Origin of the sequence: Hydrogenophaga sp. YM1 (genome assembly GCF_016903055.1) — a bacterium.
In the GTDB taxonomy this organism is placed as follows: domain Bacteria; phylum Pseudomonadota; class Gammaproteobacteria; order Burkholderiales; family Burkholderiaceae_C; genus Hydrogenophaga; species Hydrogenophaga borbori.
The window spans coordinates 877,157-894,301 of sequence record NZ_CP070223.1; the positions used below are offsets into that span (position 1 = coordinate 877,157).

Annotated in this window: 19 protein-coding genes; 15 read left to right on the forward strand and 4 right to left on the reverse strand. The window is 68.1% G+C overall.

The genetic code is table 11. The features are described 5' to 3' along the window. Positions 1 to 25 precede the first annotated feature (25 nt). From flhC to JNX00_RS04355, 11 genes are all read left to right on the forward strand, one after another. The gene (gene flhC, locus JNX00_RS04305; protein WP_070400986.1) at positions 26 to 565 is read left to right on the forward strand and encodes a flagellar transcriptional regulator FlhC; all 540 of its coding nucleotides are present in this window, start codon (positions 26 to 28) and stop codon (positions 563 to 565) included. A gap of 127 nt (positions 566 to 692) precedes the next feature. Next, a complete protein-coding gene (gene motA, locus JNX00_RS04310; protein WP_070400987.1) occupies positions 693 to 1,556 on the forward strand; it encodes a flagellar motor stator protein MotA in 864 nt (287 codons plus the stop codon). A gap of 102 nt (positions 1,557 to 1,658) precedes the next feature. Beyond that, the gene (motB, locus tag JNX00_RS04315; protein ID WP_070400988.1) at positions 1,659 to 2,657 is read left to right on the forward strand and encodes a flagellar motor protein MotB; all 999 of its coding nucleotides are present in this window, start codon (positions 1,659 to 1,661) and stop codon (positions 2,655 to 2,657) included. A 41-nt stretch (positions 2,658 to 2,698) separates the two neighbouring features. Next, positions 2,699 to 3,085 carry a chemotaxis response regulator CheY gene (cheY, locus tag JNX00_RS04320; protein WP_070400989.1) on the forward strand — a complete coding sequence of 129 codons (387 nt, stop codon included), beginning with the start codon at positions 2,699 to 2,701 and terminating at the stop codon, positions 3,083 to 3,085. A 22-nt stretch (positions 3,086 to 3,107) separates the two neighbouring features. Next, positions 3,108 to 3,728: a protein phosphatase CheZ gene (locus JNX00_RS04325; RefSeq protein ID WP_070400990.1), complete on the forward strand. Its 621-nt coding sequence runs from the start codon at positions 3,108 to 3,110 to the stop codon at positions 3,726 to 3,728. 199 nt (positions 3,729 to 3,927) lie between these two features. After that, the gene (locus JNX00_RS04330; RefSeq protein WP_204744196.1) at positions 3,928 to 5,331 is read left to right on the forward strand and encodes a sensor histidine kinase; all 1,404 of its coding nucleotides are present in this window, start codon (positions 3,928 to 3,930) and stop codon (positions 5,329 to 5,331) included. Between the two features lie 80 nt (positions 5,332 to 5,411). Further along, a complete protein-coding gene (locus JNX00_RS04335) occupies positions 5,412 to 6,566 on the forward strand; it encodes an EscU/YscU/HrcU family type III secretion system export apparatus switch protein (protein WP_204744198.1) in 1,155 nt (384 codons plus the stop codon). Further along, positions 6,563 to 8,641 carry a flagellar biosynthesis protein FlhA gene (flhA, locus tag JNX00_RS04340; protein ID WP_204744200.1) on the forward strand — a complete coding sequence of 693 codons (2,079 nt, stop codon included), beginning with the start codon at positions 6,563 to 6,565 and terminating at the stop codon, positions 8,639 to 8,641. The genes JNX00_RS04335 and flhA overlap by 4 nt, the downstream gene beginning before the upstream one ends. Positions 8,642 to 8,681: 40 nt before the next feature. Next, positions 8,682 to 10,160, forward strand: coding sequence for a flagellar biosynthesis protein FlhF (gene flhF / locus JNX00_RS04345; protein WP_204744201.1), 1,479 nt, complete (start codon positions 8,682 to 8,684; stop codon positions 10,158 to 10,160). Next, complete coding sequence (locus tag JNX00_RS04350; RefSeq protein ID WP_204744203.1) at positions 10,153 to 10,914, forward strand: hypothetical protein; 762 nt, start codon at positions 10,153 to 10,155, stop codon at positions 10,912 to 10,914. The genes flhF and JNX00_RS04350 overlap by 8 nt, the downstream gene beginning before the upstream one ends. A 2-nt stretch (positions 10,915 to 10,916) precedes the next feature. Then, the gene (locus tag JNX00_RS04355; RefSeq protein WP_070400996.1) at positions 10,917 to 11,636 is read left to right on the forward strand and encodes an RNA polymerase sigma factor FliA; all 720 of its coding nucleotides are present in this window, start codon (positions 10,917 to 10,919) and stop codon (positions 11,634 to 11,636) included. A 34-nt stretch (positions 11,637 to 11,670) separates the two neighbouring features. On the opposite strand, the gene JNX00_RS04360 is transcribed toward JNX00_RS04355, so the two are convergent. Then, positions 11,671 to 12,435, reverse strand: a complete 765-nt coding sequence (locus tag JNX00_RS04360; RefSeq protein WP_204744204.1) for a hypothetical protein — start codon at positions 12,433 to 12,435, stop codon at positions 11,671 to 11,673. A 262-nt stretch (positions 12,436 to 12,697) separates the two neighbouring features. Between JNX00_RS04360 and JNX00_RS04365 the strand changes: the two genes are divergently transcribed. Next, on the forward strand, positions 12,698 to 13,816 hold the full coding sequence (locus JNX00_RS04365; RefSeq protein ID WP_204744207.1) for an acyltransferase: 1,119 nt from the start codon (positions 12,698 to 12,700) through the stop codon (positions 13,814 to 13,816). Positions 13,817 to 13,843: 27 nt separating this feature from the next. On the opposite strand, the gene JNX00_RS04370 is transcribed toward JNX00_RS04365, so the two are convergent. The 3 genes from JNX00_RS04370 to flgA all read right to left on the reverse strand — a co-directional run bounded on the left by JNX00_RS04370 (position 13,844) and on the right by flgA (position 15,340). Then, a complete protein-coding gene (locus JNX00_RS04370) occupies positions 13,844 to 14,185 on the reverse strand; it encodes a hypothetical protein (RefSeq protein ID WP_070400999.1) in 342 nt (113 codons plus the stop codon). A gap of 5 nt (positions 14,186 to 14,190) precedes the next feature. Continuing rightward, the gene (gene flgM / locus JNX00_RS04375) at positions 14,191 to 14,499 is read right to left on the reverse strand and encodes a flagellar biosynthesis anti-sigma factor FlgM (protein ID WP_070401000.1); all 309 of its coding nucleotides are present in this window, start codon (positions 14,497 to 14,499) and stop codon (positions 14,191 to 14,193) included. 112 nt (positions 14,500 to 14,611) lie between these two features. Continuing rightward, positions 14,612 to 15,340, reverse strand: a complete 729-nt coding sequence (flgA, locus tag JNX00_RS04380) for a flagellar basal body P-ring formation chaperone FlgA (RefSeq protein ID WP_239478255.1) — start codon at positions 15,338 to 15,340, stop codon at positions 14,612 to 14,614. A 190-nt stretch (positions 15,341 to 15,530) separates the two neighbouring features. Between flgA and flgB the strand changes: the two genes are divergently transcribed. The 3 genes from flgB (at position 15,531) to JNX00_RS04395 (ending at position 17,144) form a co-directional block, all read left to right on the forward strand. Further along, complete coding sequence (gene flgB, locus JNX00_RS04385) at positions 15,531 to 15,929, forward strand: flagellar basal body rod protein FlgB (RefSeq protein ID WP_070401002.1); 399 nt, start codon at positions 15,531 to 15,533, stop codon at positions 15,927 to 15,929. Positions 15,930 to 16,051: 122 nt separating this feature from the next. Beyond that, positions 16,052 to 16,456, forward strand: a complete 405-nt coding sequence (gene flgC / locus JNX00_RS04390; protein WP_070401003.1) for a flagellar basal body rod protein FlgC — start codon at positions 16,052 to 16,054, stop codon at positions 16,454 to 16,456. A gap of 22 nt (positions 16,457 to 16,478) precedes the next feature. Further along, positions 16,479 to 17,144, forward strand: a complete 666-nt coding sequence (locus tag JNX00_RS04395; protein WP_139147139.1) for a flagellar hook capping FlgD N-terminal domain-containing protein — start codon at positions 16,479 to 16,481, stop codon at positions 17,142 to 17,144. The last annotated feature ends 1 nt before the right edge of the window (position 17,145 follow it).

Consider the following 17,145-nt stretch of genomic DNA (forward strand, 5'->3'; position numbering starts at 1 on the left):
CCCTCTCTCGCATCTGGAGTTCGACATGGCCACAGGCAAAAGCATCCTCAACGAGTCGCGCGACATCGAGCGCGCGGTGGCCCTGATTCAGCTGGGCGCGCGCCTGCAGGTGCTGGAGTACGAGACCAGCCTGTCCTACGAGCGCCTGCTGCGCCTGTACAAGGAAGTCGCGGGCAAGAGCCCGTCCAAGGGCCAGCTGCCGTTCTCCACGGACTGGTTCCTGACCTGGCAGCCGAACATCCATGCATCGCTGTTCCTCAATATCCATGAGTACCTCTCCAAGGCCAGCGCCCTGGAGGACATCGACACCGTCATCAAGGCCTTCCGCCTCTACAGCGAACAGATGACCGCCAGCGCGATCGAGCCACTGCTGTCCATCACGCGCGCCTGGCGCCTCATCAAGTTCGTCGACAGCGGCATGCTCACGCTGACCAAGTGCTCCTGCTGCGGCGGCCGCTTCGTCACCGAGCCGTACGAGAACGCCCGCCATTTCGTCTGTGGTCTGTGCCAGCCCCCGGCCCGCGCCGGCAAAGGCAGCGCGGCGGGTTCGCTCCGCTTGCACTGACAGCGCCGGTTCAGGCGGTCAAAGCCGGAAAAGGGCCCCCCCAAGGGCCCTTTTCGCGTTTCTGACGGGCCTTCATCGCCCCTAGAGTCGGTCGATAAGTCCTGTATCCATTCATTCGACCCAGAACATGTTCGTCATCATCGGCTTCGTGGTCTCGATGCTCTGCATCTTCGGCGTGTTCATCGCGCACGGGGGCAACATCGGCGTGGTGCTCAAGGCCCTGCCGTTCGAGATGACCACCATCCTGGGCGCGGCAATGGGCGCCTTCCTGATCAACAACCAGATGAAGGTGGTCAAGGCCGCCTTCAAAGGCATGGCCGGCTGCTTCAAGGGCAGCCGCTACACCAAGGAGCGCTACCTGCAGCTCATGGCCCTGCTGTACGACCTGCTGCAGAAAGCCCGCAAAGAGGGCCTGATGGCCATCGAGCAGGACGTGGACAACCCGCACGAGTCGGCGGTGTTCCAGAAGTACCCCACCATCACCGCCGACCACCACGTGGTCGAGTTCATCACCGACTACCTGCGCATGATGGTCTCGGGCAACCTCAACGCGCACGAGATCGAGTCGCTGATGGACAGCGAGATCGAAACCCACCACCAGGAAGCGCACGCGCCCGTGGCCGCCATCGCCCGACTGGCCGGTGGCCTGCCGGCCTTCGGCATCGTGGCCGCCGTGCTGGGCGTGGTCAACACCATGGGCTCGGTGGGCCAGCCGCCCGCCGTGTTGGGCGCCATGATCGGCTCGGCCCTGGTCGGCACCTTCCTCGGCATCCTGCTGGCCTATGGGGTGTTCGAGCCCCTGGGCGGCCTGATGGAGCAGAAGGTGGAGGAGAGCGGCAAGGAGCTGCTGTGCGTGAAGACCACGCTGCTGGCCAGCATGCAGGGCTATGCGCCCGCCACCGCCGTGGAGTTCGGCCGCAAGGTGCTGTTCAGCGACGTGCGACCCAGCTTCAGCGAACTCGAAGGCCATGTGAAAGGGAAGAAGGCGTGATGCCGCAGAACCCAGTGGCGCCGCGGAACTGGCTTTGCCAGGCCGCAGGGGCCGTCTCCCCTTTGGGGGGAACGCGCGACGCGCGGCAGGGGAGATCCTGATATGGCGGGTGACGGCAAGAAACTCCAGCCGATCGTCATCAAGCGGGTGAAGAAGGCGGGCCACGCGGCACACGGCGGCGCGTGGAAGATCGCCTACGCCGACTTCGTGACGGCCATGATGGCCTTCTTTCTGCTCATGTGGCTGCTGGGCTCCACCGCCAAGGGCGACCTGCAGGGCATCGCCAGCTACTTCACCAACCCGGTCAAGGTCTCGCTCATGGGGGGCGACGGCACCGGCAACAGCACCAGCATCATCCCCGGCGGCGGGCGCGACCTGTCGGCGGCCAACGGCCAGCGCGACTCGGGCGACACCGAGCGCACCGTCAAGGAACTTGGGGCCCAGATGGCGCGCGCCGAGCTGGCGCGCAAAGACCAGGAGCGCATCGACGCGCTGGAGCGCAAGATCAACGCGCTGATCGAGACCGACCAGAAGCTGGGCGAATACCGGTCGCAGATCCGCATGGTCAAGACCCCCGATGGCCTGCACATCCTGATCGTGGACGACCAGAACCGGCCCATGTTCGACACCGGCAGCGCGCTGGTGAAGCCCTACATGCGCGACATCCTGCGCGCCATCGGCGGCTCCCTGGGGAACGTGGAGAACCACATTTCGCTCGCCGGCCACACCGATGCCACGCCCTATGGCAGTGGCGACCGCGGCTACAGCAACTGGGAGCTCTCGGCCGACCGGGCCAACGCCTCGCGCCGCGAGCTGGTGGCCGGCGGCCTGCCCGACGACAAGCTGCGCCGCGTGGAGGGCCTGGCCGCCAGCGTGCCGCTGCTGCCCGACCGGCCCCTGGACCCGAGCAACCGGCGCATCAGCATCATGATCATGACGCGCGACTACGAGGGCCGCATGTTCCCGCCGGCCCTGCCCGCCGCGCCGGTGCTGGGCTTGCCGCCGGCCGCCTCGGTCCCGGCCCCGGCCGCGCCGGTGGCCACCACGGCCCTACAGATTTCCCCCGACCTGACGAAAACAAGCGAGACGAGCACGCGCTGAGCGGCCCGACCTTTCCCGACCCCACCTCTGCGGAGGCTGCCATGTCCACGCCGATGAAATTCCTGATCGTTGACGACTTCTCCACCATGCGCCGCATCGTGCGCAACCTGCTCAAGGAGATCGGCCACGCCGACGCCGACGAGGCCGAGGACGGCGCGATCGCGCTGGGCAAGCTCAAGGCCGGCGCCTTCAACTTCGTCGTCACCGACATCAACATGCCGAACATGAACGGCTTCGAGCTGCTGGCGGCGATCAAGGCCGACGAAAAGCTCAAGCACCTGCCGGTGCTGATGGTGACGGCCGAGGCGCGCAAGGAAGACATCGTGCTGGCGGCGCAGAACGGCGCGGCCGGCTACATCGTCAAGCCTTTCACCAAGGCCACGCTGGAAGAGAAGCTCGCGAACATCTTCAAGAAGCTCGGTCTGTGACCGGCGTCGGGAGAACCAGGTCATGAACCACACCCCCGACACGCCGGACAGCCAGGCCGCCAACCCGGACATGTTCCGCAAGCTGGGCGCGATCACGCGCCAGCTGCACGACGCGCTCAAGGAGCTGGGCTACGCCGACAAGCTCCAGGGCACGGTGGAACAATTGCCCGACGCGCAGAGCCGCCTGTCCTACATCGCCCGCCTGACCGGCGAAGCCGCCGAGAAGGTGCTGAGCCAGGTGGAAGAAGGCAAGAAGGAACAGGAGCAGCTGGCGCAGCGCGGCCGCGAACTGGCCGACACCATCCGGCGCGTGCCGGCGCTGGCCAAGGCCATGCCCGAGCTGCTGGAGTGGTCCACCGACGTGGTGGCGCTTGCCGAGAAGACCGACGCGCGCCTGACCGAAATCATGATGGCCCAGGACTTCCACGACCTCACCGGCCAGGTGATCGCGCGCGTGGTGGGCCTGGCGGGCACGATAGAAGAGCAACTGCTGGGGCTGCTGCTCGAATCGGTGCCGACCGGCCAGCCGGGACAGGACAAGGCCCACGAACTGGCTGGGCCGGTGGTCAACGCCGAAGGCCGCACCGACGTGGTGACCGATCAGAAGCAGGTGGACGACCTGCTCGCCAGCCTGGGGTTCTGAACACCCTTGTATTGGGCATGAGCCGGTCGGCGCCGCAGCGCCTGTTGCCGCCACGCAGGCAGGCGCAGAGGCCGGGCTCTTTCTGCTGAAGAAGTGATGGTGGTTTTTGGTTTGACTTCTGCAGAGGTTGGTCGCCTGGGCGGCCAGTAAGCTGCCCCGCGCGAAGCCGGCTCCCTTGCCGGCCGCAGGAGGGGTTTTCGTGTATTCCTTGCTTCCGGCCTTGGCCTCGGGGCTATTCCTGGGCTATGGCATCTACGTCCTGGCCGCCAAAGGGCTCAACCGCGTCAGCCTTTGCTTCTTCGCGCTGTGTCTGACGACTTTTTTCTGGCAGGCCACCTGGGCGGTGCTGTTTCAGGTGAGCGACCCGTTTTGGACGGAGGTGCTGGTTCGCCTGGGCTACCTGCTGATCATCTTTCTGCCGACCAGCCTCTACCACTTCCTGGTGGAGGTATCTGATCAACCGGAGGATCGGCGCTGGGTGATGCTGTCATACGGCGTGGCGCTGGTTCTAGGTGGGTTCAACCTAGGCACCGACCTGTTCGTCGACGGCTACTACGAGTACTTCTTCGGCCACTACCCGAAGGCGGGGCCTTTGCATGCGGTGCACGTGCTGCAGACGGCGGTGGTGGTCAGCCGTGGCCTGTTCGTGACCTGGCGGGCATCGCGTCGGGCGTCGACCGATCGGCGTTTCCGCTTGACCCTGTGTGTGGCCAGCCTGTGGATCTATTTCCTGGCGGCAGTGGACTACCTGTGCAACTATGGATTCAGTTTCTATCCGCCGGGGGTGTTCTTCATCACGATCAGCCTGGGGCTTATTGCCGTCACACACCGAAACTCCGTCAATTCTCTGGCGGTGGCCGCCTCGATTGCCCACGAAATGCGCACGCCATTGACCAGCATTCGCCTGCAGGCAGAAGTCCTGAAGCTGTGGGTGCCGGAACTGCATCGTGGCTACAGACTGGCGGTTGAGAAAGGGCTACTGAAGGGATCATCAGTGGTGCCGGATTTGCCCAAAATGTCGTCCTTCGTCGGGAGCATCGCTCACCAGGTGGAACGATCCAACGTGGTCATCGACGTGATTCTGGCGTCGGCGCGCCAGAAGATGATTGAGCCATCAACCTTCACGCGCTGCTCCATGGAGGCTTGTGTCAAGGAAGCCGCCGAACGCTATCCCTACAGGGCGGGTGAATGGGACAAGGTGGTGGTCGTGCCAGGCCAAGGGTTTGAGTTCATCGGCTCCGAACCGCTCATGGTTTGCGTGCTTTTCAATTTGCTCAAGAACGCCCTGCAGGCGATTGCAGTCGCTGGCAAGGGGGACGTCAAGATCTCCATGTCGACGGAGAACGGGCACCATGTTCTGGCCATTCGTGACAGTGGAACCGGCATCCGGGCGGCCGACATGTCGACCATCTTCGATCCATTCTTCACGACCAAGTCGTCCGATGGCACGGGGCTTGGCTTGCCGTTCTGTCGTCGGGTGATTGAGTCCTTTGGCGGTACTTTCGATGGCGAATCGGTGGAGGGGCAGTACACCTGCTTTCGGCTGCGGCTCCCTGTCGTCGATGTGTCCGCTCCGCCGCCGTGCGCCCACGGGATCGAATAGCCCCCTTTCCCCCCGCCTTATCGCCCTTTAGTTTTCCGTCCCGCTTTCCACAATCGGGCTCACTTCCCAGAGCCTGAACCGTGGACTCCTCGAGCCAAGACAAAAACCTGCCAGCGACGCCGCAGCGCCTGAAAAAGGCGCGCGATGACGGCCAGGTCGCGCGCTCCAAGGACCTGTCCAACCTCGCCGTGCTCGGCGGCGGCATGCTGGTGCTGTTCGGCCTGGCGCCCACCGGCTTCGCCCGGATGCGCGACACGCTGGCCGGCCAGCTGCGCTTCGACAACGCCAGCGTGCGCACGCCCGAGCTCATGCTCCAGCGCCTGTCGGACAACGCCGCCCAGGCCCTGATCGTCTACCTGCCCCTGGGCCTGCTGGTCATCGCCCTGGCGGTGGTGGCCCTCATCGCCGCCGGCAGCGTCGCCCTCAGCACCAAGCCGATCGAGCCCAAGCTCAGCAACATCAGTCCGCTCTCAGGCTTCAAGCGCCTGTTCTCGCGCCAGCAGGTCGTCGAGACCTTCAAGCTGGTTGGTATCACCACCGTGGTGCTGATCGTGGCCAGCCAGTTCATCGCCGGCCACGCCGAGGCCTTCGCGACGCTGCTCATGCGCCCGCTGGAAGCCGGCATCGGCCAGCTCGCGCAGTGGCTGGCCATGGGCGTGGGCCTGCTGCTGTTGGTCATCGGCGTGGTGGCCGCCATCGACGTGCCCACCCAGCGCTTCCTGCACAAGCACCGCCTGCGCATGTCGCACGACGAGATCAAACGCGAGCACAAAGAGGCCGAGGGCGACCCGCACGTCAAGAGCCAGCGCCGGGCGCGCCAGCGCCAGCTGGCCCAGCGCCAGAGCATCCGCGCGGTGCCCAAGGCCGACCTGGTGGTGATGAACCCGACCCACTACGCCGTGGCCCTGCGCTACGACGACGCCACCATGACCGCGCCGCGCGTGATCGCCAAGGGCACGGACCTGCTGGCGCTCAAGATCCGCGACGTGGCCAAGGCCAATGCCGTGCCGGTGCTGCAGTCGCCCATGCTGGCGCGCGCGCTGTACGCGCACGCCGAGATCGACCAGGAAATCCCTGGCGCGCTCTACACCGCCGTGGCCCAGGTGCTGGCCTGGGTCTACCAGTTCAAGGCGGCCATGAACGGCCAGGGCCGCATGCCGGCCGATCCGCAGCCGCAGGTGCCGCCCGAACTCGACCCGCATTTCAAGAAGAAGCCCCAGGAGGCTGATCAATGAACGCCTTGCAGCAATGGTTCAAGCGCCACGGCGCCCTGGCCGGTGGCCTGGCCGCGCCCATGCTGGTGATGACCATCCTTTCGATGATGGTGCTGCCGCTGCCGCCCTGGCTGCTCGACACCTTCTTCACGCTCAACATCGCGCTGGCGCTGGTGGTGATGATGGTGGCGGCCTACATGCGCCGGCCGCTGGACTTCTCGGTCTTCCCCACGGTGCTGCTGCTCACCACGCTGCTGCGCCTGTCGCTCAACGTGGCCTCCACGCGCGTGGTGCTGCTGCAGGGCCACACGGGTCCCGGCGCGGCCGGCGAGGTGATCGAGGCCTTCGGCCACTTCCTCATCGGCGGCAACTTCGCGGTCGGCCTGATCGTGTTCGTGATCCTGGTGGTGATCAACTTCATCGTCATCACCAAGGGCTCGGAGCGCATCGCCGAGGTGTCGGCGCGTTTCACCCTGGACGCCATGCCCGGCAAGCAGATGGCCATCGACGCCGACCTGGGCGCCGGCCTGATCGACGAGAAAGAGGCCAAGCGCCGCCGCGCCGAGGTGGGCGAGGAGGCCGAGTTCTTCGGCTCCATGGACGGCGCCTCCAAGTTCGTGCGCGGCGACGCCATCGCCGGCATCCTGATCCTGATCATCAACATCATCGGCGGCTTCGCGATCGGCATGGCGCAGCACGGCCTGTCGGTGGGCCAGGCGGCGGACAACTACATCCTGCTGGCGGTGGGCGACGCGCTGGTGGCGCAGATCCCGGGCTTGCTGATCTCGGTGGCCGCGGCCATGGTGGTCTCGCGCGTGGGCAAGGACGAGGACCTGGGCGGCCTGGTGGCGCAGCAGATGTTCCTGTCCTCGCGCGTGCTGGGAATCACGGCCTCGGTGCTGTTCCTGCTGGGCGCCATCCCGGGCATGCCGCATCTGTTCTTCCTGCTGTTCGCGGCCCTGCTGGGCGGCCTGGCCTACTGGCGCCGCCAGCAGGAGCGCGCGCCCAAGGCGGACCCGGCCGCCGCCGCCGCGGCCGGCCCCGCCAACGACGGCGAGGCCAGCTGGGACGATCTGCAGCCCGTGGACCTGCTGGGCCTGGAGCTGGGCTACCGCCTGATCGCGCTGGTGGACAAGAACCGCCAGGGCGACCTGCTCACGCGCATCAAGGGCGTGCGCAAGAAGTTCGCGCAGGACGTGGGCTTCCTGCCCCCGCCCGTGCACGTGCGCGACAACCTGGAGCTGCACCCCAGCGCCTACCGCATCACCCTGCGCGGCGTGGTGGTGGGCGAGGGCGAAGTCTTCCCCGGCATGTGGCTGGCCATCGACCCGGGGGGCATCAACACGCCCCTGATCGGCACGCCCACCACCGACCCGGCGTTCGGCCTGCCCGCGCACTGGATCGACGAGCGCCAGAAGGAAACGGCGCAAATGGCCGGTTTCACCGTGGTTGATTCCGAGACCGTGCTGGCGACCCATCTTTCACACTTGATGCAAGTCCAGGCGGCCAAGCTGCTGAGCCGGACGGAGACCCAGGAACTGGTCGAACACGTGACCCGCCTGGCCCCCAAGCTGATCGAAGAAGTCGTGCCCAAGATGGTCTCGGTTGCCACCTTCCAGAAAGTGCTCCAGCTGCTGCTGGAGGAAGGCGTGCACGTGCGGGACATCCGCAGCATCATCGAATCCATCGCCGAGCACGCGGTGCACGTGACCGACCCGCACGAACTGGCGCGCCGCGTGCGCATGGCGCTGTCGCCGGCCATCGTGCAGCAGATCTACGGCCCGGTGAAAGAGCTCGAGGTGATCGCCATCGAGCCCGGCCTGGAGCGGCTGTTGATGCAGGCCCTGTCCGGCCAGAACGCCGGCGCGCTGGACCCGGGCGTGGCCGAGATGCTGAGCCAGTCCGCCACCGACATCGCCAACAAGCAGGAAGAGAAGGGCGTGCCAGCCTGCCTGCTGGTGCCCGACGCCATCCGCAGCGCCATGGCCCGCCTGCTGCGCCGCGCCGCGCCGCGCCTGCAGGTGCTGGCGCACAGCGAAATCCCCGAGACCCACCTGATCCGCATCGGCCCGATCCTGGGCCAGCTCGCCGCCTGATCCTTCCGAATCCCGATAGCACTTCCCTGGGACCGCCCACATGAACATCCAACGCTTCATCGCCCCCACCTCGCGCGAGGCCATGTCCAAGGCGCGACGCCAGTTTGGCGACAGCGCCGTGATCCTCTCCACCCGCCAGACGGCGGATGGCTTCGAGGTGATGGCCGCGGCCGAGGAAAGCCTGGCGGGCATCGCGTCCGCGGCCCAGCCGGCCGCCAGCGCCGCGAAGGCGGCCGTGGCGCAGAGCTCGGTGGGCAGCGACACCGAGGCCATGGCGATGAGCACCCTGTCGTTCCAGGAGTACGTGCGCGAGCGCATGCTGCGCAAGCGCCGCGAGCAGATGGGCGAGGCCGCCGCGCCGGCCGCCGCCGCGCAGAGCGCGAGCGTGGCGCCCGCGGCCCCGGCCAAGCCCCTCATCGCCGAGCCGGCCGATCCCATCATGGTGCCGGTGCAGCGCTACAACGAGCCGGCCGAGATGGCCCAGCCGGCGCGCCGCGCGCAGCCGCCCATCCGCACGCGCGAGAACGCCTTCGAGGACACCGCGCCGCCCGCGCGCTTCGCCACGCAGGAAGACAACCGCATGGCGGTGGAGATCTCCGCTCTCAAGGACATGATCGAGGAGCGCTTCAACACCCTGGCCTGGCTGGGGTCGAGCAAGCAGAACCCGATCCAGTCGAGCCTGATGCACAAGCTCATCCGCGCCGGCTACTCGCCGCAGCTCGCGCGCGCCCTGCTGGAGCGCCTGCCCGCCGACGCCGGCGCTGGCGAGTCGCTGCGCTGGGTGATGGACGCGATCCAGCGCAACCTGCGCGTCAGCGCGGCGGGTGCCGGCCTCACGGAAGAGGGCGGCGTGGTCGCCCTGGTGGGCGCCACCGGCGTGGGCAAGACCACCACCGCCGCCAAGCTGGCCGCGCAGTGCGTCAAGCAGTTCGGCGCCGGCAGCGTGGGCCTCATCACGCTGGACAGCTACCGCGTCTCGGGCTACGAGCAGCTGCGCGCCTACGGCCGCATGCTGGGCGTGGTGGCCCACCTGGCGCACGACCGCGCGGCGCTCAAGGACCTGCTGGGCCTGCTCTCGGGCAAGCGCCTGGTCATCATCGACACCGCCGGCCTGGGCCAGCGCGACCAGCGCGTGCAGGACATGCTCGACGTGCTGGAAGTGCCCGCGCTCAAAAAGGTGCTGGTACTCAACGCTGGCGCGCAGGGTGACGCCATCGACGAAACCCTGGCCGCCTTCAAGGCCGACAAGCTGCACGGCGTGGTGCTGTCCAAGGTGGACGAGGCCGTGAAACTGGGCCCCGCGCTGGACGCGGCCATCCGCCACCAGGTGACGGTGCGCGGCGTGGCCAATGGCCAGCGCGTGCCGGAAGACTGGCAGGGCGCCGACCCCGCCACGCTGGTCAAGCTCAGCATGGGCACGGCCGGCAAATCCGCCTTCGACCCCGCGAGCACCGACATGGGCTTCTACTTCGCCCAGTCCGGTGGCCGTGGCATGCCGCTCGGGGGTCTGCATGTTTGATTTCGGCGTCGACCAGGCCGCCGGCCTGCGGCTGGAGGCCCAGGCCCGCCATGGCGGACCCGCGCTGATGCCCCTGGCCAGCCCGGCGATGCCCTCGCATGGCTTCGAGTGGCTCTGCCGCCTGGCCATGGACCTCACCGAGGCCGGCCAGCGCGTGGTGGTGATCGACGCCTGCGCCACCGAGCGCGGCGACAGCGGTGGCCTGAGCCACGCGCTGGCCGACGGCGGCGTGGTGAACCTCGGCGCCGACGCGCGCCCGGGCGATCCCACCGACTGGCTGGTGATGCCCGCCGCGCAAGGCCTGCAGAGCCTTCTGGCAACGGCCGCCGCTGCCGGCGCGGACACCGCGCTCACCCGCCTGTTCGCCCCCTTCGCGGCCGGCGCGCTGCTGCTGCTGTACGCGCCCGCCCAGATGCTGGCCAGCCTGCTGGCCGGCGTGAAAGCGCGCGTGATGGTGCCGGTGGTGCCGCAGCCGCAGGCCAGCATCGACGCCTACGGCGCGCTCAAGTGGCTGCACGGCGCGGGCCTGCACCCGGTGCTCGCGCCGCTGGAGGCGCAGTCGCAGGTGCTGGCCAACGTGGTCGACTGCGCCCGCCGCCACCTGGAGCTGAAGGCACCGGTGTGGACGCGCCCGGCCTGGGGCCAGCGCGTGCCCGACGCCGCCCTCGTCTGCGCCGACGCGCCGGCCTTCTCTCCCTACCGCTCTCCCGCCCGCGGCGCGCACGCCGGGGCCGCCATTCCCTTCTGGAGCTGACGATGTACACCGCCAAAGGCACGCTCAACCGCGAGGACCAGCTGCGCAAGTACAGCCCCCTGGTCCGTCGCCTGGCGCACCACATGATCGCCAAGCTGCCCCCAAGCGTGGAGCTCGACGACCTGATCCAGGTCGGCATGATCGGCCTGACCGAGGCGATTGCCCGCTACGAGCCCTCGCAGGGCGTGCAGTTCGAGACCTTCGCGAGCCAGCGCATCCGCGGCGCCATGATCGACGAGTTGCGCGACGGCGACTGGATGAGCCGCGGCTCGCGCAAGAGCCAGAAGGACATCGAGCAGGCCGTGCACCGCCTGCAGCAGAAGCTGCACCGCCCGCCGCGCGAGAGCGAGATCGCGGCCGAGATGGGCCTGACCCTGGCCGACTACCAGACCCTGCTGGCCAAGGTGCGCGGCACGCAGCTGGTGTACCTGGAGGACATCAGTGGCGGCGGTGGCGACGACGAGGACGGTTTCCTGGACCGCCACATGGGCGACCACGAGGCCGACCCCTCATCCGTGCTGCAGGACCAGCGCATGCGCATGGCCCTGGTGGGGGCGATCAAGACCCTGCCCGAGCGCGAGCAGCACATCATGAGCATGTACTACGAGCACGACATGAACCTGAAGGAAATCGCCGCCGTGCTCGGCGTGACCGAATCGCGCGTGTGCCAGCTGCACAGCCAGTCGATCGCGCGGCTGCGCTCGAAGCTGCGGGAGCATTGAAGGGCCGGGCTGGGCCGGGTGTGGGCGCCCCCGGTCAGACCAGCACCAGCGTTCGGATGGTGGGCCACTGCAATGGATCGAGCAGGTGCTGCGCGGCCTCGGGCGCGATCAGGCGTTCCGGCGGCGGATCCATGCCGTCCCGCAGATGCGCAAAGCGGGTCAGGAGCCCGCTGCCGTGCAGCCAGCGGATGCTGTCGACGGCGAGGCCCTTGAGCGAGAGCGTGGCGTCCGGCTGAACCAGCATGTCCAGCAGCAACTGGCCCGCCTGCATCAGGGCCTCGCGCCGAGGATCGTTCTGGGACAAGGCCCTCAGCCCTTGGCTCAGGGCGTCCTGAAGCGTGTTGATCGCGATCGTCGAGCGCGCTCGTTGTCGGAAGCCCGCTTCGTCCGGTGGGATGTCGGGCCTGTCGTTCAGCGCTTGTTTCATCTTGGCATTCAGCTGGCGCAAGTCCCGCACCGTCGGTGGGTGGGTGCGCCAATCGCGTTGCCGCAGCGTGAGGCGCATTTCGCGCACGGCGTTATCGGCCTGTCTGCCTTTCTGGGCTCGAATGTCGGAGGCCAGCTCGTCCAGGAACTCGCCCAGGTCGCCCCCGCGCGGGCGCGAATGGCCCATCGGCGCAATGGAGGTCAGCGCATAGAGTTGGAAGCGGCCGTCTTCGCGGCGGGTCGCGTAAACGGGTTGCTGGTCGCGGCTGCGTTTGGGCGTTGGCTCGAGCAGGCTCTGGGGCGTGGGCGTGGCCAGGAATTGGTCGAGCTGTTGGGCTTTGGGGCAGGACAGGAACGGGCTTTTCGAAATCATGGGCGCGAAGGGTGGACAGCTGGGGTTGGCGTCCGGTGCAGGTGGACTGCCGGGCGCTGAGTGGCGACCCGTTCGGTGAGCGTTGCGGTCGCGTGGTTTGGGTTTTCTGATCCCGATTCGTCCAATCGAACCGTTTGGGTGTGACGCAATTCACGCCCGGGTGCCGCCGAATCCCCCGGCCTGGGGGTGATGCCCCTGCCGCGGGCGGGCGAATGCTGGTGCAATCGCGCCCCAGACCGGTTGGTCCTGACTGGAACGCCCCTTGCCCTGGCTAAGCCCCTATTTCGAGCTGTCGCGCGGCAGCGCCCACAACCTGCGGCCCATGGAGGGCCTGCGCGGCTTCGCCGTGTTCCTGGTGTTCCTGGTGCACTACGCCACGCTGGTGGTGGACTGGCTGATCGACGGGGCCGCCGCGCTGCCGCTGGCCGAGGCCCTGCACACCGTCGGCAACGCCGGCGTGGACCTGTTCTTCGTGCTCAGCGGCTACCTCATCTACGGTTCGCTGATCTCGCGGCGCCAGCCCTTCATGCGCTTCATGGCGCGGCGCATCGAGCGGCTGTACCCGGCCTTCACCGTGGTGTTCGTGCTCTACGTGGCGCTGTCCTACCTGTTCCCGGCCGAAAGCAAGATTCCGCCCGAGTCCGGCGAGGCCCTGGTCTACCTGCTGCAGAACTTCCTGCTGCTGCCCGGTCTGTTCCCCATCGAGCCCATGATCACGGTGGCCTGGTCGCTGAGCTACGAGCTCTTCTATTACCTGGTCCTGCCGCTGGTGATCGCCGGCCTGGGCCTGCGCGAGCGCAGTGGGCGGTGGCGCTCGGCGCTGTTCGTGGGCGCCGGCGCGGCGCTGCTGGTGTACTGCGCCCTGGCCGGCGGCCCTGTGCGGCTGGCCCTGTTCATCGCCGGCATGCTGCTGTTCGAGGCCATGACCGCCCCGCGCGTGCCCACGCCGTCCAGCCTGGTGGGCGGGCTGGCCCTGGTGCTGGGCCTGCTGAGCACGCTGTTCCCCTGGGACGGAACCGTCGGCGCCGCGCTCGACGCCCTGTCGCTGTGCCTGGGTTTTTCCCTGCTGTGCCTGGCGTGCTTTCGCGTGCCGCAGGCCCCGCTGGCGCGCCTGTTTTCGTGGTCGCCCCTGCGCTGGCTCGGCAACATGAGCTACTCGTACTACCTGATCCACGGTCTCGCGCTGAAAGCCGCCTTCCTCGCGATGTCGGTGCTCATGCCGGGCGCGGCGTTCGGCTCGTGGTTCTTCTGGGCCCTGATGCCGGTGATGTTCGCGCTCACGCTGCTGCCATCGGCGGCGCTGTTCCTCGCGGTCGAGCGGCCGTTATCGCTGGCGCCCGGCGCGCCCAGGCCGCGCGACGCGGTGGCGCCGACGCGCTGAAGGCGGGGAGAAAAAAGGGAGGAGGGCTCAGGCGCCCGCGTAGCGGCGCGCGCCCGGCTTGCCCAGGCCTTGGTAGGTGGGCTTTTGCAGGTGGTCGGGCAGCAGGCTGCCCAGGGCGCGCTCGTTGAGCGCGGCGGCGCGCACCGTGGCGGCGCGCAGCTGGGCGAAGCGCTGGGCGGCCTGGTGCAGCTCGCGCGCGTGGCCGTCTTTCAGTTCGAGGGTGCGCGGCGCTTCCTGCAACGCGGCCTGCACCGCGCCGCTGGCGTGTTCCGCGCCCAGGGCGTCGCCCTGCAGCAGCGCGCGCTCCAGGGCGTCGAGCCGCTCGTGCAGCAGCACGATCCAGGGGTGCGGGGCGCGGGCCTCGTTCATGGGGATCAGCCGCGGGCGGCGTTGAGCATCTCGGCCGCGTTGGCCAGGAGCTTGTCGGCGATGGCTTCGGGGTTCACCTGGAAGGTGCCGTCGGCGATGGCCTGCTTCACGGCCGCCACTTTCTCGGCGTTGAACACCTCGCTGCCCGTGGCACCGCCCACGGCGGCGGCCGAGGACAGGGTCACGGTCACGCCGGGCTGCGGCGCGCTGGCGCCGGCCGGCTTGGCCGCGGCCTCGCTCGGGCCCACGGGCGCCTTGGCGGGGCCACCGGCCACGGAGCCAATATAGGAATCCGTTGACGAATCGACTTTCATGTCACGCTCCAAACCCTGATGGCAGGGTCCTGTGCACGTTGTATCGACCTCGATCCCTGGAACTTTAGTGTTTTAAGGCGCTATTTCTACCGCTCATCGGCGTGGGCCCACCTCACAGGGGTACTTCTACCACCTGATCGGCCCGCACCACGCCGCTGACCACTTTGCCGCTGGGCAGGCGCACCCGGGCGTTCTGGCCCACCAGGCCGGCGTTCAGCGCCTGGCCCACCACGGTGATGGCAAAACCCTTGCCGCCCGCGCTCACCTTCACCGGCGTGCCAGCCTCGAAAGCCTGCGGGGCGCGGACCATGTTCTCGCGGATGACCTGGCCCGGCGTCAGGGCATAGGCCGCCTGCTGGCCGACCCAGCGCTCGGGCAGGGCCAGCACCATCGAGGGGTGGGCCGCCCAGTCCACTTCGGCGCGCTCGGCGTGTTCTTGAGTCAGCGTCTCACCGGATTGCACCGGCGCCTTGAGCACCCAGGCCGGCCCGAAGGCCTGCACGGTGACGGGCAGGTAGACGGCCCAGCGCGTGGGGCCGTCCACGCAGCGCAAGCCCACGCGGCTGCGGCCCCAGAGGCGGCCGTTGGGCGGCAGGAAGGGTTCGATGGCGTTGCACGGCGCCAGGCGCAGTCGGTTGTCCAGCGAGCCCATCTGCACCTCGGCGCGCAGCGGCGTGCCGGCCTGCTCGGCCAGGGCCTGGTCCACGGCGGGCTGCAGGAAATCGCGCGCGAGCTTTTCCAGGCCGCTGTTGTCGTTCGCGTGGGCGGACGAGGAGAACGCGGCCAGCAGGCTCAGGCCGAAGACAACGGCGATCAAGAGGCGCAGGGCGGGTGGGTTCATGGCGGCTCCACGGACAGGGTGTCAGGGGGCACTGTAGGCCGGCCTGCGCCCGGGCAAAGCCGCGAATTGCCCGATTCGCACCCGTTTGTTCCGCGCTTCTGCGGCCCTCAAGTCTTTTGACAATCGCTGCACGCCCCGGCCCTGGGCTCGTCCCGAGGCCGGCCCCGACAACCCGCTCCAGGGGGTGAGCATGTTCGAACAGATGACCAGCCGGCTGGACTTCCATGCCCAGGCGCTGTCGCTGCGCTCGCAACGCCAGCAGGTGCTGGCCAGCAACATCGCCAACGCGGACACGCCCGGCTACGTCGCGCGCGATTTTGATTTCGCCGCCGCGCTCAAGGACGCCACGGGCAGCGGCACCGCTGGCGCCGCCACCACCGATGCGCGGCACTTCCGCAGCGTGGGCGCGCACCCGGGTGACCCCCAGCTCGCCTACGCCGTGCAGACGCAGCCCGCGCAGGACGGCAACTCGGTCGACCTGGACCGCGAGCGCGCCAACTTCGTGGACAACACCATCCGCTACGAGTCCACGCTGCGCTTCATCAATGGGCATGTGAAGACCATGCTCAGCGCCATCACCGGCCAATAGCCATGAACCCCCCTTGCGTCGCCTGCGGCGCCTTCCCCCCAGGGGGACAACACCAGCGGCCCGGCAAAGCCGGCTCCGCGGTGTTCCTCGGTGGTGTCCTTGGCGCGTGAAAGGAGTTTTCAATGTCCATGTTCAACATCTTCAACGTCTCGGGCAGCGCCATCAGCGCGCAGCAGCAGCGCCTGAACGTGGTGGCCAGCAACCTGGCCAATGCCGACGCCGTGGCCGGCCCGGACGGCCAGGCCTACAAGGCCCGCCAGATCCATTTCCAGACCGTCGCCATGGGCGATGCCGGCAGCGCGGGCGTGAAGGTGCAGACCATCACCGAGAGCGATACGCCGGGACGCCGGGTGCACGACCCCCTGAGCCCGAACGCCGACGCGCAGGGCTACGTGACGCACTCCAACGTCAACCCGGTGGAAGAGATGGTCAACATGATTTCCGCCTCGCGTTCGTACCAGAACAACATCGAGGTGATGAACACCGCCAAGAGCCTGCTGCTCAAGACGCTGCAGATGGGCCAGTGATTCCGTTCAAGGACGCCCCACCATGATGTTTTCCAATCCCCTGGACCTGTCCGGCCTCGGCAACACGCCGGGCAGCTCCACCGCCAAGTCCGCCACGGCCGCCACCGGCGCCGAGGCCACGCAGGACCGGTTCCTGAAGCTGCTCGTCGCGCAGCTGAACAACCAGGACCCGATGAACCCGATGGACAACGCGCAGATGACGACGCAGATGACGCAGATCAACACGGTCGCGGGCATCGAGTCGCTCAACACCACGCTCAAGGGCATGGCCACGCAGTTCACGGCCATGCAGAACCTGCAGGGCCTGTCGCTGATCGGCCGCGAGGCCCTGGTGGAGGGCAAGACCTTCGGCTTCGACGGAACCGTCGGCAAGGCCGCGTTCCGCCTCGACGCGCCGGCCGACAGCGTGCAGGTCGACGTGCTCGACAAGTCGGGCCAGGTGATCGACACCCTGGACTTCGGCGCGCTCACCGCCGGCCAGCACTCCTTCAACTGGGACGGCAGCGAGTTCAACCCCAACGAGGTGGCCAGCTACCGCGTGCGCGCCTCCAATGGCGGCGCACCCGTGGGCTCGTTCATGTACAGCCGCCTGACGGTGACCTCGGTCGGCATGAAGGACGGCCAGATGCAGCTTCAGCTGCAGAACGGCAGCACGGTCGGCTACGACAAGATCACCACGTTCATGTAAC

Coding starts and splice junctions, on each gene's coding strand:
- flhA (WP_204744200.1), top strand. CDS start 6,563: ATGAACGCCTTGCAGCAATGGTTCAAGCGCCACGGCGCCCTGGCCGGT.
- motA (WP_070400987.1), top strand. CDS start 693: ATGTTCGTCATCATCGGCTTCGTGGTCTCGATGCTCTGCATCTTCGGC.
- JNX00_RS04350 (WP_204744203.1), top strand. CDS start 10,153: ATGTTTGATTTCGGCGTCGACCAGGCCGCCGGCCTGCGGCTGGAGGCC.
- JNX00_RS04395 (WP_139147139.1), top strand. CDS start 16,479: ATGATGTTTTCCAATCCCCTGGACCTGTCCGGCCTCGGCAACACGCCG.
- JNX00_RS04360 (WP_204744204.1), bottom strand. CDS start 12,435: ATGATTTCGAAAAGCCCGTTCCTGTCCTGCCCCAAAGCCCAACAGCTC.
- flgB (WP_070401002.1), top strand. CDS start 15,531: ATGTTCGAACAGATGACCAGCCGGCTGGACTTCCATGCCCAGGCGCTG.
- motB (WP_070400988.1), top strand. CDS start 1,659: ATGGCGGGTGACGGCAAGAAACTCCAGCCGATCGTCATCAAGCGGGTG.
- JNX00_RS04355 (WP_070400996.1), top strand. CDS start 10,917: ATGTACACCGCCAAAGGCACGCTCAACCGCGAGGACCAGCTGCGCAAG.
- cheY (WP_070400989.1), top strand. CDS start 2,699: ATGTCCACGCCGATGAAATTCCTGATCGTTGACGACTTCTCCACCATG.
- JNX00_RS04325 (WP_070400990.1), top strand. CDS start 3,108: ATGAACCACACCCCCGACACGCCGGACAGCCAGGCCGCCAACCCGGAC.
- flgM (WP_070401000.1), bottom strand. CDS start 14,499: ATGAAAGTCGATTCGTCAACGGATTCCTATATTGGCTCCGTGGCCGGT.
- flhF (WP_204744201.1), top strand. CDS start 8,682: ATGAACATCCAACGCTTCATCGCCCCCACCTCGCGCGAGGCCATGTCC.
- JNX00_RS04370 (WP_070400999.1), bottom strand. CDS start 14,185: ATGAACGAGGCCCGCGCCCCGCACCCCTGGATCGTGCTGCTGCACGAG.
- flhC (WP_070400986.1), top strand. CDS start 26: ATGGCCACAGGCAAAAGCATCCTCAACGAGTCGCGCGACATCGAGCGC.
- flgC (WP_070401003.1), top strand. CDS start 16,052: ATGTCCATGTTCAACATCTTCAACGTCTCGGGCAGCGCCATCAGCGCG.
- flgA (WP_239478255.1), bottom strand. CDS start 15,340: ATGAACCCACCCGCCCTGCGCCTCTTGATCGCCGTTGTCTTCGGCCTG.